This window comes from Actinomadura chokoriensis, assembly GCF_041463665.1.
Classification (GTDB): Bacteria; Actinomycetota; Actinomycetes; order Streptosporangiales; family Streptosporangiaceae; genus Spirillospora; species Spirillospora chokoriensis_A.
Window position 1 is genome coordinate 284,183 of sequence record NZ_JAXCEJ010000001.1, and the last position, 15,099, is coordinate 299,281.

General features: G+C 73.5%; 14 protein-coding genes. 5 read left to right on the top strand and 9 right to left on the bottom strand.

From position 1 onward, the window contains the following. Window positions 1-7: 7 nt before the first annotated feature. Window positions 8-727, bottom strand: a complete 720-nt coding sequence (locus SM418_RS01365; RefSeq protein ID WP_371938738.1) for a glycerophosphodiester phosphodiesterase — start codon at window positions 725-727, stop codon at window positions 8-10. A 59-nt stretch (window positions 728-786) separates the two neighbouring features. Between SM418_RS01365 and SM418_RS01370 the strand changes: the two genes are divergently transcribed. Then, on the top strand, window positions 787-1,662 hold the full coding sequence (locus tag SM418_RS01370) for an alpha/beta fold hydrolase (protein WP_371938737.1): 876 nt from the start codon (window positions 787-789) through the stop codon (window positions 1,660-1,662). Between the two features lie 63 nt (window positions 1,663-1,725). Next, entirely contained in the window at window positions 1,726-2,064 is a 339-nt protein-coding gene (locus SM418_RS01375) for a cyclic-phosphate processing receiver domain-containing protein (protein ID WP_371938736.1), read from the top strand. On the opposite strand, the gene SM418_RS01380 is transcribed toward SM418_RS01375, so the two are convergent. Together SM418_RS01380 and SM418_RS01385 are read right to left on the bottom strand one after the other, a co-directional pair. Beyond that, window positions 2,061-3,611: a serine/threonine-protein kinase gene (locus SM418_RS01380; protein ID WP_371938735.1), complete on the bottom strand. Its 1,551-nt coding sequence runs from the start codon at window positions 3,609-3,611 to the stop codon at window positions 2,061-2,063. The genes SM418_RS01375 and SM418_RS01380 overlap by 4 nt on opposite strands. A 231-nt stretch (window positions 3,612-3,842) precedes the next feature. Next, complete coding sequence (locus tag SM418_RS01385) at window positions 3,843-4,184, bottom strand: FAD-linked oxidase C-terminal domain-containing protein (RefSeq protein WP_371938734.1); 342 nt, start codon at window positions 4,182-4,184, stop codon at window positions 3,843-3,845. Between the two features lie 153 nt (window positions 4,185-4,337). Here SM418_RS01385 and SM418_RS01390 point away from each other — a divergent pair, with 153 nt between their 5' ends. Further along, window positions 4,338-4,532: a DUF1059 domain-containing protein gene (locus SM418_RS01390; protein ID WP_371938733.1), complete on the top strand. Its 195-nt coding sequence runs from the start codon at window positions 4,338-4,340 to the stop codon at window positions 4,530-4,532. 5 nt (window positions 4,533-4,537) lie between these two features. Then, window positions 4,538-4,834, top strand: coding sequence for a hypothetical protein (locus SM418_RS01395; RefSeq protein WP_371938732.1), 297 nt, complete (start codon window positions 4,538-4,540; stop codon window positions 4,832-4,834). On the opposite strand, the gene SM418_RS01400 is transcribed toward SM418_RS01395, so the two are convergent. The 4 genes from SM418_RS01400 to SM418_RS01415 form a co-directional block, all read right to left on the bottom strand. After that, window positions 4,812-5,612 (bottom strand): class I SAM-dependent methyltransferase, encoded by an 801-nt coding sequence (locus tag SM418_RS01400; protein WP_371938731.1) that lies wholly within the window; start codon window positions 5,610-5,612, stop codon window positions 4,812-4,814. The two genes, SM418_RS01395 and SM418_RS01400, sit on opposite strands and share 23 nt — an antisense overlap. A gap of 22 nt (window positions 5,613-5,634) precedes the next feature. Then, the gene (locus tag SM418_RS01405; RefSeq protein ID WP_141577982.1) at window positions 5,635-6,069 is read right to left on the bottom strand and encodes an acyl-CoA thioesterase; all 435 of its coding nucleotides are present in this window, start codon (window positions 6,067-6,069) and stop codon (window positions 5,635-5,637) included. After that, window positions 6,066-11,864, bottom strand: coding sequence for a type I polyketide synthase (locus tag SM418_RS01410; protein WP_371938730.1), 5,799 nt, complete (start codon window positions 11,862-11,864; stop codon window positions 6,066-6,068). Before SM418_RS01410 ends, SM418_RS01405 begins: the two co-directional genes overlap by 4 nt. Before the next feature lie 229 nt (window positions 11,865-12,093). Continuing rightward, window positions 12,094-12,327 (bottom strand): hypothetical protein, encoded by a 234-nt coding sequence (locus tag SM418_RS01415; protein WP_371938729.1) that lies wholly within the window; start codon window positions 12,325-12,327, stop codon window positions 12,094-12,096. A 256-nt stretch (window positions 12,328-12,583) separates the two neighbouring features. Here SM418_RS01415 and SM418_RS01420 point away from each other — a divergent pair, with 256 nt between their 5' ends. Beyond that, complete coding sequence (locus SM418_RS01420) at window positions 12,584-13,492, top strand: oxygenase MpaB family protein (RefSeq protein ID WP_371938728.1); 909 nt, start codon at window positions 12,584-12,586, stop codon at window positions 13,490-13,492. Here SM418_RS01420 and SM418_RS01425 read toward each other — a convergent pair. Then, window positions 13,489-14,391, bottom strand: coding sequence for a RecB family exonuclease (locus SM418_RS01425; protein WP_371938727.1), 903 nt, complete (start codon window positions 14,389-14,391; stop codon window positions 13,489-13,491). The two genes, SM418_RS01420 and SM418_RS01425, sit on opposite strands and share 4 nt — an antisense overlap. 2 nt (window positions 14,392-14,393) lie before the next feature. Then, window positions 14,394-15,098: an MBL fold metallo-hydrolase gene (locus SM418_RS01430; protein ID WP_371938726.1), complete on the bottom strand. Its 705-nt coding sequence runs from the start codon at window positions 15,096-15,098 to the stop codon at window positions 14,394-14,396. Window position 15,099 lies beyond the last annotated feature (1 nt).

Sequence of the window (15,099 nt, forward strand, 5' to 3'; positions counted from 1 at the left end):
GGTTGTGCTAGGTACGGGCTCGGCCGTTCCGCGAGTCCCGCGGGCCGCGCGCGTCGCGCAGCTTGAGCGCGGTGCCGGGATGGTCTGTCACGAGGACGGCGACCCGCGGGTCGCCGAGGAACCGCCGCATGACGGGCTCGGCGTTGACCGTCCAGATCATGGCGGGGATCCCGGCCCGGCCGCACTGGCGCAGCACGCCGACGCGGGCCAGCCGGTGGTTGAGCGCGACCATGTCGGCGCCCGCCCGGCGGACGAGGCGCAGCGGCGCGAAGTCGTGCGCGGCGCCGCGTTCCCACAGGTTGCGTCCCACCGACAGGGCCGTCCGAACGCCCGGGAAGCTCTTCTTGATCTCGAAGAGCGAGCTGACCTCGCGGGTGGTGACGACGAAGCCGTCCCGCCCGAACGCCTCCACGGCGAGGGCGACGGTCTCGTGCTCGCAGCCGCGTTCCTTGAGGTCGAGATGGCCCTTGGCGCGGCCCGCGATGATGTTCATGGCGTCGCCGACGAGCGGGACGGGCCGGGTCGCGAGGTCCTGGATCCGCGCGTAGCTCAGCCGGTTGATGCGGAGCCCGCCGATCTCGGGGTCGTGGTGGACGACGAGACGCCCGTCCCCCGTCCGCCTGATGTCGATCTCGACGTACTCGGCGCCGGAGTCGGCCGCCACGCCGAGCCCCGTCAGCCCCGCCTCGTCACGGCGGTGCGCGGAGATGGCCGGCTTGTTGCGCACGCAGGCGACGCTACCACCGGAACTTTTTCACCGGCGCCGATTGACTAGGCTGGTGCCCTGTGAGTACGCCCCGGTTCCTGACCCTGCCCCCCGGCGTGAGCCGTGTGACCGTCGAGACCTCCCGCGGCCCGTTCGCCGCGCTGGAGGCCCTCCCCGGCTCGGGTGTGCCCGACCGCTGCCCCGCCCTGCTCGTCCCGGGCCTGACCGGCAGCAAGGAGGACTTCCTCGCCGTCCTGCAGACCCTCGCCGCGTCCGGCCGCCGCGTCATCGCGATCGACATGCGCGGCCAGTACGAGTCGATCGGCCCCGACGACGCCTCCGCCTACACCCGGGCCGCCCTCGGCGAGGACGTCGCGGCCCTCCTGGACGTCCTGGGGCCCGACCCCGTCCACCTCGTGGGGCACTCGTTCGGCGGGCTCGTCTGCCGCGAGACCGTCCTGTCCGGGGCGCTGCCCGCCTCGCTGACGCTGATGAGCTCGGGACCGTCCGCCGCCACCGGCCAGGCCGCCGCGAAGGCCCGCGCCCTGCGCGACGCCATCCCCGAACTCGGCATGGCGCAGATCTGGGAGCTCGCCCTCGAACCCGAGTACCTCGGACGCGGCGTCCAGTCCGAGGTCCTCGCGTTCCTCAGGGCCCGCACCGTCGGCAACTCCGAGAAGGGCCTCGCCTGCATGGCCGGCGAGCTGCTCACCGCCCCCGACCGCGTCGAGGAGCTGACCAAGCACTGCGCCGACTCCGGCCTGCGCACCCTCGTCCTCTACGGGGAGGACGACGACGTCTGGGCCCCCGCCACCCAGGCCGTCATGGCCGAGCGCCTGAACGCCGCCAGGGTCGTCATCCCGGGCGCCGCCCACTCCCCCGCCTGGGAGGCCCCCGAGACCACCGCCGCCGCCCTCCGCGCCTTCTGGACCGAAGCCGAGAGCACTTTGAGTTAGCCGCGTCCTCTGCGTCCCGCCGCCGGGCCCGAGGGCGGTGGGCGGGACTGCGATGATGGCCGGGTGAACGAGCGCTCCGGAGCACGGCCGCCGATCGTCCTCGGCATCGACGACCTGCGCTCCTTGCCGATGGCCACGCGGATCGCCCGCACCAGCCACGAGGGCGTCCTGCTTCTCGAAGAGCATCGCGACCTAGAGATCGACGAGCTCTGGCTCGACCACGATCTGGGCGGTGACGACAGCATCATGCCCGTCGTGGCCCTGCTGGAGGAGGCGGCTTTCGACGGCCGTCCCTTCAGGATCGGCATGATCTACGTCCATAGCGCCAATCCGAGCGGCGCGGAGACGATGGTCCGGGTGCTGACGCGTTGGGACTACCGGGTCCGGCGCGCAACCGCCTAGATTCCCCTGCGTCGGCCCTGCCGGAAGACGGTCTGGGCGACGATCCACGCGGCGAACATGATGCCGAGAGCCGTTACGAGGGCCAGAGCACGGCCATCGGAGCCGACGTGGCTGCTCAGGTCCGGGTCGATTTCCACGCCCAGGGCCCAGAAGACCAATGGGAGCCACATCACCGCCACGGCGCCTTCGATGATGACGGCCGTCCTGATCAGAACGTCGCGCCGTCCGACGAACGTCATCCTCGCGATGAGCGTCTTGTTCACTCCCGCGAAGGCGAACATGAGCGCGACCGCGCCCGCCAGCCAGGCCGACGTCAACCCGACGCCGATGTCGGGCGTATCGCCGATCTCATTGATCACGATGTCGTCGTAGGAACTTGGAGCGGCCAGGGAGATCAAAAGGTCGAGTGCGGCGACGGCCGCGAGGGTGAGTCCCGGCCGGTGAGTGAGGTTCCACAGCCCGCATGAGAGGACGACCACCAGCGCCAGGACTCCCACCAGCCAGCGCGGACCCTCATCCAGGAGGACCCGCAGCCCGATCGGATCGGTGAAATCACGCGGCAGCAGCACGATGGCGGCGACCGCGATCCAGGCGCAGATGAGGGCGCCCCGAACGGCGATCGGACGGCCACGGCCACCGTGGGTTCCGCCGTCCGTTGGGCCGGGCGTCGGATCGATGCGGGTCCCCGCTCTAGCGGGCGCGACGTCCTGGGCGGGATGTCGTTCGTCGCGATCGAGGACGGCCTTGAGCAGATCGCGGACCTGCGCGGGGGACAGCCGGGCGGCGGGATCCTTGCGGAGCAGGCCGTTCAGCAGTTGCGCGAGCGATCCGCCGCACTGGGGCGGGGCCGGTTCCTTGGTGGCGATGGCGATGAACAGGGCCCCTTGCGTGGAGGCGGTGAACGGCGGACGGCCCTCCGCCGCCGCGTAAAGGGTGGCGCCGAGCGCCCACAGGTCCGAGGCCAGGGTGGCGGGCTCGCCGTGCACCTGTTCGGGGGACATGTAGGCGGGCGTGCCCAGTACCGCGCCCGAGCGGGTGAGGGTCGCGTCGCCTTCCACCGCGGCGATGCCGAAGTCGGTGAGGACGACCCGGTCGCCTTCCAGCAGCACGTTGGCCGGTTTGACGTCGCGGTGGACGACGCCCTGCGCGTGGGCGGCCGACAGCGCGTCCAGCATCGCCAGCCCGATCGCGGCGACCTGGCGCGCGGGCAGCGTCCCCCGCTCGGCCAGCACCTGCTCCAGCGAACGACCCTGGACCAGTTCCATCACGATCCACGGGCGGCCGTCCTCACCCGTCACCCGGTCGTAGACGGTGACGATGTTCGGATGCCTCAGCCGGGCGGCGGCCCGCGCCTCGCGCTCCATCCGCGCGTACCACACGGACCTTTCCTGCTCGGAGATCTGCTCGGGGACCCGCAGTTCCTTGACGGCGACCTCTCGGCCCAACTCGGGGTCATGGGCCCGCCACACCGACCCCATTCCGCCCTGCCCGATCCTCCCCAGATTCCGGTACCGGCCCGCCAGCACGCCCTCGCCATCCCAGCCCATGATCGGGACCCTACAGGCCCCTTTTCGTCCCGGTGCGCGGCGCGACAGGCGTCCTCACCGGTCAGCTCGTCCCGGCGGTCCGGCGGCGGCTCGGCGACGGCAGCGAGCACCGCGTCGTCAATACCTTCCATGATCCCCGGCAGCTCGTCCGCGATCTGGCCGACCTGGGGTGGTCGGCCCGCGTCCGGTCCGTCGGCACGAACTTCATCGCCGGAACCGCGGCCCGCTCCGCTAGTCGCTGGCCGGCTTCCTGCCGGGGTCGATCAGGACGCCGGGGTTGAGGATCGCGGCGGGGTCCAGGGTGGACTTGACGGCTCGTAGGGCGGCGGCGAAGGGGGCCGGACGCTGGCGGTCGTACCAGGGGCGGTGGTCGCGGAGCAGAGGGCGGCCAGTGGCGCGGGCGCCGCCACCCGCGGCGGTCGCACGCCCAGCTCGCCGATCGCCGGAGGTTCGTGGTCGACCAGTTCGGCCCCGGGCAGCAGCGCGGCCACCCGGCCGATCAGCGCCGCCCGCTCCGCGCCCGTGACCGCGCCTTCGACGTCTCCCCAGCCCCACCAAGATCACATCCCCCATGATGCGCCCTCGGCTTCACTCTGACGTGGGCATATGTAACGATTGAAGTGGTTTGTCGTGAACCTGGCGGTGCGACGGGAGCAGAGCCCGGCGCGGCGAACGACGAGTTCGTCCCTCATCGCCTCGCGCGCCGGGCGCGCGAGAGGGGGAATCATGCGCAAGGTAGCCGACTGCAGGGACATGCCGAGCGAGTCGGGCTGCACGCTCACCATCAGCGGCGAGCCGGACGAGGTCGTCCGCGCCGCCGCCGAGCACGCGGTCTCGGTGCACGGGCACGACGACACTCCGGAGCTGCGGGACGAGATCCGCACCCACTTGAAGGACGAGCGCGCAACGGTAGGGGGTTGAGCCACTTGAGCTTCGTACAGATCATCGACTACCGCACCGACCGCCAGGACGAGCTGGAAAGCCTGTTCGACGAGTGGGCGGAGGCCAGCGAGGGCAAGCGCACCGCGACGCACGAACTGCACACCCACGACCGCGAGGACCCGTCCCACTACGTCGACATCGTCGAGTTCCCGTCCTACGAGGAGGCGATGCGCAACAGCGACCTGCCCGAGACCCGGCGCATCGCCGGGCAGATGGAGGCACTGTGCAACGACGGCCCGCGTTTCCTGAACCTGGACGTCACGCGGGACGAGTCGCTGTGAACAGGTAGTTCATCGGGAAGCCGAGCGTGCCGCGGGGCAGGGGCGGCCAGGGCCAGCGGTAGTAGGAGGCGCCGTCCTCGCCCGGCAGCCGGACCTCGGAGGCCGGCCAGCCGCAGGAGTCCAGGAACTCCGCCGGCCGGTCGGTGCCCCACAGCCACGGGCAGCCGTCCGCGCGCAGGCGCGCCAGGCCCTCCCTGGTGAACTCGCTGATCATCGACTGGTGGGCGATCAGGTCGCCGGCCAGCACGCTGCCGGGAGCCGACAGGGACGCCAGGCGCTCCAGGAGCGTCCGGGCGTCCCGTTCGGCCAGATAGAACAGCAGGCCCTCGACGATCCACAGGGTGGGGACGGACGGGTCCCAGCCCGCGGCGCGGAGCGATTCGTCCCAGGGGCCGGTCAGGTCGGCGCCGACGGCGTGCCGCTCGCAGCGGTGCCGGGCGCCGAGTTCGGCGAGCCGCTTCTCCTTCCATTCGACGAGGTCGGAGTGGTCCAGCTCGTACAGGACGGTCCCGTCCGGCCACCGCAGCCGGACCGAGCGCGTGTCCAGGCCCGCCGCGACCAGGACGACCTGGGGCCGCGCGGACCGGGCGACCACCTCGTCCAGCCAGCGGGTGCGGATGGCGAGGAACTCGGTCGTGCCGGGGTTGTCGTAGCGCTCCCAGCGGGCGAAGCCCTCGGGCCCGGCGAGCGCCTCGGCGAGCTCGTCGGTGAACAGGGCGTCGGCACGGCGGGTCTCCACCGCGCGGGCGGCGGCCGTCCAGCGGGCCGTAGCGGACACGCCTTGCATGGTCGTTCTCCTCTCAGCGGCGGCCGGCGGTCACGGCGTCGACCAGGCGGCGCATCGACTCGGGGAGGCGGGCGGGCACCATGTCGCCGCCGGGGCCGGGGCGGACGCAGGCGACACGCTGCTCGCCCGTGGCGACCAGTTCCTCGCCGTCGGAGCGCTGCCGCCAGTACTCGAACTTCATGGTCATCTGGGTCTGGCCGACCTCGCCGGGCGTCATCCGCACGGCCACCTCGTCGAAGATCGTCAGCTCCCGGAGGTACTCGCACTGGCAGCTCACGGTGAGCAGCCGCACGCCGTCCCCGAACCCGGCGACCACGTCGGGGGTGTACTCGCGCAGGCACAGCTCGCGGGCGCGGCCCTGCCAGGAGATGTAGTTGACGTAGTTGACGTTCCCGAGCAGGTCGGTGTCCTCGATGGTGACGACGTGCCGGTACTCGAAGCCCTTCACGCGGGCGCCTCCTCGGTCAGCACGGCAAGGACGACGGGTTCGGCGACGCCGCGGACGCCGGTCGCCATGGTCGCCACGCGGGCGTCCCCGGCGGCCAGCACGACCCAGCCGTCCTCATGGGTGGAGTGGACGGTGAACGGCGTCCCGGCGGGGAGCCCCGCCTTGGCCGCCGACTCCGCCGCCGCCTGCACGCGGGTCGCGGCCGTGTCGAACTCCTCGTCCAGGGCGTCGGCGAGCGCGAGGCCGTCCGCGCCGAGCAGCCCGGCCCACGTCTCACGGTCGCGGGCGGCGACCAGGCGGAGGTCGCAGCCGGGGGTGCTGGACGCCAGCGTCACTCCGGCATTGTGCGCGATCGACACATTGGCGCCGGTGCTGGTCCCCGGCCTGCCGTCCGGGCCGGGGACCAGGGTGACGTCACCGCCGAGCAGCCGCCGGACGGCCAGTTCGGCGGCCTCCTCCGGGGACGCCCCTTCCGGGTCGGTGTCGACCACTGCCCGCCCGGCGAGGCCGAACGCGATGAGGGCGTGCTCGACGTAGGGGCCGAGGAGGGCGGGCACCCAGCCGGCGGGCAGCGGGAACTTCTCCACCATCCGGGTCGTGAAGCCCTCCCACGTCTCGATCAGTTCGCCGTCCTCGTCGGTGACCTCCATGTCCCAGCAGTCCTCGTCCAGCCGGTAGCGGGCGTGGACGAACGCGGCGGTCGCGCCGGCGCGCGGCCCGGGGACGAGCCGCCGCACCCCCGCCGGGATCGCGAGGACGGTCGGGGCGCACAGGGCGAGCGGCTGCATGTAGGCGTCGCGGGCGGCCGGGTCGCCGAGCAGCAGCCGGTCCGGCAGGTAACGGCCGAACCAGTCCACGCGGGTGTCGGGCAGCAGCCGGGCGGTGACGTGCTTGGCGTCGGCGCGCCGGATGTCGCCCATCAGCCGGAACCGGGGCCCGTGGAACAGCATCGGCCCGTACAGCTCGGTCTGCGGGTCGATCGCCATGGGCGGCAGCGCGGCGTTCTCCGGCCGGACGAGGCCGGTGCCCTTCGGCGCGGCGGCGGGCGTCTCGCAGACGGCGCGGAAATGGTCCACCTTGAAGTCGGTGGTGCTGCACCGCACGACCGTGGCGACGCTGCCGGGGCCGGTGCGCAGCGCCGCGACCCGGACGGTGACGGTGGCGTCCTCGGCCACCGAGATCGCCCGCAGGAACTCCACGCCGGTGAGGACCGGCGCCGCGCCGGACGCGACGTCCAGGCCCAGCAGCGCGGCGGCGGCCTGCGCCATGATCTCCATGCCGACGGTGCCGGGCAGGACGGCCTCGGTCCCGCCGCCGAACACGTGCTCGGCGAGGTAGGGGTCGCTGCCCCAGCCGACGTCGGAGTCGGCGACCAGCTCGATCCCGGGGTAGCTCACCCGCGGCCGCTCCAGGAAGCGCAGCAGCGGCGGCTCGTCCGCGCCGAACGACACGGTCGGCATCTCGCCGAACCGTCCGGTGACGACGGCGACGACCGGGGCGTCCGGGTCGGCGACCAGGTCGCGCAGCATCGCCACGCCCTGCTCGGGGGTGATCGTGGTGACGCCGGCGCGGGACAGGTTCTCCACCGAACCGAGCCGCTCCCCCATGCCGACGCCCGACCACAGCGACCATTCGACGGCGCGGAACCGGCAGTGCGGCAGCTCGGCGGCGAGCCGCTCGACCAGGTCGCTCTGCCATTCGTTGGCGACGGCGTAGTGGGCCTCGCCGCGCAGCCCGGCGCGCCCGGTCATGCTGCCGAAGGTGATGACGAGCCGGAGGCGCGCGGCGTCGACGGCGGCGAGGACGGCCTCCAGACCCGCGACCTTGGGGCCGATGGTCCGGGCGTAGTCGTCGTCGGTCAGCTCCTCCAGCAGCTTCGGGACGTTTCCGCCCGCGCCGTGCAGGACGGCGGTGACCGGGCCGAGCGCGGCCTGCGCCTCGGCGACGGCCTCGGCGACCCGGTCGGCGTCGGTGACGTCGGCGCGCAGGTACCGGGCGGTGACCCCGGCGGCCTCCATGCGTTCGAGGTTGGCGGCCAGCTCCGCGTCGCCCGCCGGGTCGGACCGCCCGACCAGGGCGAGCCGGGCGCCGCTCTCGCGGGCGAGGGCGAGGGCGCACTCGGCGGAGATGCCCTTGCCGCCGCCGGTGACGAGCAGCACGTCGTCCGGGCCGAGGGGCAGGTCGGTGCCGCGCGGCTCGACCGGCGCGAGGACGGGTTCGCGGCGGGCGCCATCGTGGAGCACCTCGCGGAACCGGCCGGTCGCGGCGGCGTCCGCCGCGACCAGCGCCGGGGTCGCGGGGTCGCCGAGGTCGGCGGTCACGACGGTGGTCGCCACCCAGGGCGCCTCCAGGTGCAGCGTCTTGGCGAACCCGGCGGCGCCCGGCCCGTCCTGGACGAACACGCAGCGCGTCACGTCCTTGCCGGCGAGGACGGCGTCGGCGCCCGCCCGCAGCACGGCGAGACGGTCCCCGCCGGAGGGGACGACGACCAGGACGCCCTCGCCCAGTTCCGCCGCGATCAGCGCCTCGCGCAGCGGCCCGGCGGCGGGGTGCCCCCCGACGACCTCCCAGGAGCCCGCGGCGCGCGGGGCGACCCGTCCGGGGGCCGCCGTCTCCCGCCGGTCCACCGCGAAGGCCCGCACCCACGGACCCACCCCCGGCGGGACGATCTTGGCGGCGGCGGCCTCGGCGTCGTCCTCCCCGGCGCCGCCGGTGGCGACCAGCTCCCGGAGCGTCTCGGCGACCTGGCCGAGGGTGGCGGTCGCGTAGCCGGTGGGGGCGGCGGTCTCGGCCAGGTCCAGGGTGCGCATGGCCTCGCCGACCAGCTCCGACACGACGATGGAGCTGAGGTGGAGGTCGTCCAGGAACTTGCTGTCGGCCTGGACGGCGTCGAGCGGGAACTCGGCGCGGCGCGCGACGAGCGTGCGCATCAGCAGCAGCGGGTCGTCCGTCCCGACCTCGTCCGGGACACCGCTCTCGGAGGCGGCGCCGGGCGCGGCGGCGCGGGCGGTCGCATCGGCGAGCAGCGCGGCGTCCACCTCGGGGACGATCTCGCAGAAGTTGGAGATGAACACCGGCTCGGCGCCCGGGTCGAACGGCCGGACCAGCCGGTCGGCGAACAGCTCCCCGACCCGCACGCCCGCGCCGACGGCGAACGCGGCGCCGAGCGCGCCGAGCAGCCCGGTCAGGGAGTCCTCGTCGGTGCGGGTCGCGACGGCGGGCACCCCGGTGATCTCACGGGCGAGGTGGGTCAGGACCTGGCCGGGCCCGACCTCGATGAGCAGATCTGAATCTCGCGCGGCTTCGCTGAGGGCCTCCGCGAAGAGGACGGGCGCGGTGATCTGTTCGCGCAGCAGGCCGCGCAGCTCCTCCGGCGTCATGCCCGGAGGCAGTGCCGCGCCGGTCACCGTGGAGAACACCGGGCGGCGCACCGGCGCGAGCGGCTCGCCGCGCAGCCGGCCCTCGAACGCCTCCGCGGCCGGCCCGACCAGCGGCGAGTGGAACGCGTGCGACACCGGGAGCCGGACGGCCTGCAGCCCGGCCCGGGTGGCGCGGCCGATGACCCGCAGCAGCCCGCCCGCCGGGCCGGACACCACGGTCTGCCGGGGGCCGTTGCGGCCCGCGATGACGACGCCGTCGTCCGCGCCGTCGAGCAGGGCGGCGACGGTGGCGGCGTCGGCGGTGATGCCCGCCATCGCACCGTCGTCCTCGGCCAGCTCGCTCATCGTCGCGCCGCGCGCCGCCGCGATTCGCAGCAGCGCGTCCTCGTCGAGGGCGTCGGCCCAGTGCAGCGCCGTGATCTCGCCGAGGCTGTGCCCCACGGCGGCGCTGCCCTCCACACCCAGCGCGGCGAGCACCCGCAGCCCGGCGGCCGAGGCGGTCGCGATGCGCGGCTGTGCCACGGCGGTCTCGACCTGGTCGGCGCTGACGGGCAGCGCGGCCGCCTCGTACAGCTCCTCCACCGACTCGAAGCGGCGGCGCAGCGCCCCGCCGTCCGAGCGGGTCCCCGAGCCCTGGCCGGGGAACAGCAGAACGATGCGCGGCTGCTCGCCCGGGCCGCCGACGAACACGCCGGACGCCGGGTCGATGTGCCGCACGGCCCCATCGCCGGCCTGCCCGGTCGCCTCCCCGGCCAGCTCCGCGACGCGGCGCAGGGCGCCCGCGAGCGCCGCCGGGGCGCCCGCGACGACGGCGGCGCGCCACGGCCGCCGTGCCAGCCGCCCCGCCAGATGCGCGGCGAGGTCGGGCAGTTCGGACCGGGCCGCGGCCGCCGCCACCGGCGCCAGCGCGGTCGCCCGCTCGGCCAGCGCCGCGGGCGAGTCGGCGTCCAGGACGAACAACTCGGCGTCCTGCGGGGAGTTGAGGACCGTGCGGGTGCGGTTGCCGACGCGGGCGCGGCGCGACGGCCGCGGCGCCTCGACCACCATGTGCGTGTTGATGCCGCCGAAGCCCATCGCGCTCACGCCCGCGCGCAGCGGCGCGCCCTCCGGCCACGCCTCGCCCTTGCGCAGGACGCGCAGCGCGTCGCGGCCGTCGTCCAGCAGCGGGTGCGGGCGCTCGCAGCCGGTGGTGGGCGGCAGCACGCCCGCGCCGACCGCCTGCACGCTCTTGATCAGCCCGGCGACGCCCGCGGCGGCCTTGGTGTGCCCGATGTTGGCCTTGATCGAGCCGACCGCGGCGGGCGGCGCGGACCCGCCGGCCGCGCGGCGCGCCTCGATCAGGGTCTCCAGCTCGGCGGCGTCGCCGACGGCCGTGCCGGTGCCGTGCCCCTCGAAGTAGGCGACATCGTCCGGGCCGAACCCGGCACGCCGGTAGGCGCGGTCGAGCGCCAGCCGCTGCCCGTCGGTCTCCGGGCGGGTGATGCCGCCCGCCCCGTCCGACGACACGCCCCACCCGTCGATGAAGCCGCGCACGCGGTGGCCCCGCGCGACCGCGTCCTCCTCGCGCATCAGCACGACCATGCCGCAGCCCTCGCCGGGCCAGAACCCGGCGGAGCGCTGGTCGTAGACGCGCATCTCCTCGACGGCGAGCGCGCCCGCGCGGGAGAACCCGATCAGCTCGGTGGCGTCGACGCTGATGTCCACGCCGCCCGCGACCGCCAGGTCCAGGTCGCCGGTCAGCAGCGAGTTGCACGCGGTGATGACCGACAGCAGCGATGACGCGCACGCGCCGTCCACGACGTAGCCGCCGCCGTTGAAGTCGAAGTGGTTGCAGATGCGCCCGGCGATCGTGTTGGACAGGCCGCCCGCCAGGGAGTCACCGTCCGGGACGGGGAAGGGCGCCTTGTAGGAGTGCTCCAGGTCGGCGAGCAGCGCCGCGAGGCGGTCGGTCCCGACGTCGCCCTTCAGCGCGTCCGCCACCACGCGCCGCACGTACGGCCAGCGCAGCCGCATCTGCGCGGCGCGGATGCCCTCGCCGGTCAGGGAGTTGCCGACGAGCACGCCGGTGCTCTCGCCCGGCGCGCCGCGCCCCTCGGGGAACCCGGCGTCGGCCAGCGCCTCGGCCGCCGTCTCCAGCGCGAGCCAGTGGGTCAGGTCGGCGTTGCGGTAGGTGGAGCCGGCGACCTTGAAGCGGACCCGGTCGAACTCCCAGTCGCGCAGCAGCGCGGCCTCGGTGATGTAGATCTGGTCGGCCGCGGAGCGGTCGGCGCTGTAGTAGTCCTCCAGCCTGATCCGCTGGGACGGGATGCGGCGGAACGACCGGCGCCCGGCCAGGACGTTGTCCCACAGCTCCTCGGGAGTGGAGGCGTCCGGGAAGCGGCACGCCATGCCGACGATCGCTATTCGAGAACTCACAGTGCACCCCAATACGGCGGCAAAGGGCCCGCGCATTCCCGGGCAGCCCGTTTTCGAGCACGCCGAATCGAGCGCCGTGCCCGGGGAGGAGGAAATGCGGCCAAGCCGTGACTGACCATTCTTGGAGCGTGCGGGCGCCGCCCGCGGCCCCCGCCCGCTCCAAGATCAATCTGTAAGTTACTGAACTGTAGGCAGCCTGGTTCGCGACGTCAAGGGCCCGGAGCAGGCATCAAAGAACCATTTCCGAGCCTGCCGCAGCCATTATCGGCCCACTCATGCTCGACATCATGCGTTTGTGGCGTACCGCGCCCAGCATCCCCTTGGATGCCCGCTTGACCACTTTCAGGGCGAGGGCCGCACGCTGTGCGACGAGCGAAAAGCCGTCCGTCACGGGACGCAATTCGCCGGACACCGGAGCATGCCCGATTCCAGCCCCGAAAATGGTCGATCCTTCAACCGTCACGGCCGCGGTGAGAAGGTCTTCCCGTCCGGAAGCCGGGTGTTGCCTCCCGTGGAACCTGATGCGGGTGAACTGGGGTGCGTCCGCACTCATCGAGTCCGTCGCCGGACTGGACATCACCGCTGGGCCACGGCCTGACGCTTTTCGCGACGGTGCGGCGTCCTGCCGAGCCTGGGGTGATCCCCGCAGGCGGGGGGCGGTGTCGCCGGGCGCGGCGGGTAATGACACACTTACATGAGTTTGTCTCATGGAGGTGTGAATGCCCGCGACCGTCCAGCCACCCGAGAGCGTCACCTGGCGCGTGCACCTAGACCGGTCCATGTGGGTCGGCGGGGTGCGCAGCCTGATGCTGCAAGCGCTGCACCCCATGGCGATGTGGGGCGTGTGGCAGAACTCCAACTTCCGTGAGGACCCGTTCGGGCGGCTCCAGCGGACGTCCGACTTCGTCGGGCTCGGCACGTTCGGGAGTCCGGAAGAGGTTGAGGAGGCGGCGTACCGGGTCCGGGAGATCCACCGGAGCCTGCGCATCCTCAACCACGACACCGGCAAGAAGGAGCGGCTCGACCAGCCGGAACTGCTCCTGTGGGTGCACTGCGCCGAGGTCTACTCCTACCTGGAGGTGGCGCGGAGGGCAGGGCTGCTGCTGACCGATGCCATGGCCGACCGGTACCTGGACGAGCAGCGCAAGTCGGCGACGCTCGTCGGGCTGCACCCCGAGGACGTGCCCGGCAGCGTCGCCGAGATGGAGGCGTTCTTCGCAGAGATGCGGCCGAAGCTGCGGGTGACGGAGGAGGCCGCGGAGACCGTCCGGTTCCTCATGTGGCCGACGATGCCGGAGAACCTGAAGTTCCTCGCGCCCGGCAAGCCGGGCTACTTCCCGTTCGGCGCGCTCTGCTACTACTCGCTGCCGGACTGGGCGCGCCAGATGTACGGGGCGCTTCCCGAGGTGCCGCGCCCGGCGGTGACGGCGGCGCTCCGGTCGTTCCGGCTCGCGATGAACTCGGTGCCGGAGCGGGTGCACGACTACGCGTTCGCGAAGGACACCCGCGACATGCTCGAACGGACCCGGCAGCGGCTCGCCGCCGAGGGCTACGACGTCAGCAAGGGCCTGTTCGGGCTCCGCGACCCGCGCCGCTGGCCCGGTCAGCGGGTTCTCGAGCCGGCCTAGGCGACGTCCACCGGGAGGGCCGCCCACGGCTCCTTGCGCGGGGCAGCCTCCTGCCCTTCCGGGCAGTGGCGGGCGAAGTCGCACCACGAGCACAGGGTGCTCGGGCGCGGCGGGAACCGCTCGTCGTAGGGGGCGTGGTCCGCGGCGCGGGGCTTCGGGACGCGGGCGCCGCCCTGCGCGGCGGGACCGCCCCCCGGAAGCGCCCGGTACGCCTCGTCGGCGGCGGCGGCCTCGGCGGCGATCTGCTCGGCGCGGCGCATGTGCCGGGCGAGGGACTCGTCCGTGTGCTCCCACACCGCGACCTCCCCGGACGGCAGGTGGTGCAGCTCGACGCGGCGGCACGGGCGGCGCAGGACGCGCGACGCCGCCACCGCGTAGATCGCCAGCGCGAGGGAGCCGCGGGCGTCGTCGGAGGTCAGCACGTGCCGGCCCGTCTTGTAGTCGACGACGACCAGCTCGGAGCCGCGGGCGTCGAGCCGGTCGATGCGGCCCGAGACGGCGATCCGGTCGGTTCGGGTGGCGACCGTGCGCTCGACGCCGAGCGGCTCGTCGGACGGGTCGAGCCCGGCCGTGTACCGCTCGGTCATCTCCCGGGCCCGGTCACGCCACTGCGCGGACTGCGCCTCGTCCCGGAAGCCGTCCGTCAGCCAGCCGCGGACGAGGAGCCTCCCCGCGGCCTCGGGCGTGCGTTCGCCGACGGGCAGCCGCCACCAGCCGGCGAGCGCGTTGTGCACGCTCACGCCGACGCTGTTGTGCGCCCACCGCGGGCCCTTCTGCGGCATCGGACGATCGAGGTAGGTCATCCGGTAGCGGCGCGGGCAGTCCAGCCAGGTGTTCAGCCGCGACGGCGTGCACGCGTACAGCCGCTGGGGCATCCCCTCGAAGCCCAGCTGCTCCACCGTCAGTCGTCTTCGTTCGCCAGGCTGCCCCAGGTCTCCCAGCGGGCGTCCTCGTCGCCGACCGTGGTCTCCTCGCCCTGGGCGGGCAGGACCTTCAGGTCCTTCGGCAGCGGGGTCAGCAGCGCGCCGATCGAGTTGAGCTGCTTGCGCAGGTCCTCGTAGACGCCGCCGATCGAGCCGGGACGGCCGCGGTGCAACGTGTCGCCGGAGAACAGCACGCCGAGCTGCTCGCTGATCACGCAGACGCTGCCGGGCGTGTTGCCGGGGGTGTGCACGACCTCCAGCTGCGCCTCGCCGATCTCGAAGACGCCGCCGTCCTCCAGCCAGATGTCGGGTTCGAGGGACCGCAGCGCCTTGGCGTCGTCCTCGTCCTCCTCCTCTTTGGCGAGGCGGCCGAAGTAATCGCGCCACAGCAGCCGGTCGGCGCGGTGCATGGCGATCGGGGCCCAGTCGTCCTCGTCCTCCTCGCCGGCGGCGGCGACCTCCAGCACCACATTGAGGTGGTGCTCGTTGCCGTCGGTCAGGATGACGGCCATGACCTCGCGGTCGCCGACCTCCTTGAGGATGGCCTCGGCGTCGTAGGCCGGGTCGATCACGATGACCTCGTCGTCGTCGCCGACGATGTAGGTGTTGTTCTCGACGTCGTACTCGGTGTCGTCCAGGGTCAGCGTCCCCGACGTCACCACCTGTTCGATGCGCGCGTCCACG

Excerpts from the sequence above, each read along its gene's own strand:
- SM418_RS01380 (WP_371938735.1), bottom strand. The coding sequence starts at position 3,611 with ATGGGCTGGGATGGCGAGGGCGTGCTGGCGGGCCGGTACCGGAATCTG.
- SM418_RS01385 (WP_371938734.1), bottom strand. The coding sequence starts at position 4,184 with ATGGGGGATGTGATCTTGGTGGGGCTGGGGAGACGTCGAAGGCGCGGT.
- SM418_RS01390 (WP_371938733.1), top strand. The coding sequence starts at position 4,338 with ATGCGCAAGGTAGCCGACTGCAGGGACATGCCGAGCGAGTCGGGCTGC.
- SM418_RS01420 (WP_371938728.1), top strand. The coding sequence starts at position 12,584 with ATGCCCGCGACCGTCCAGCCACCCGAGAGCGTCACCTGGCGCGTGCAC.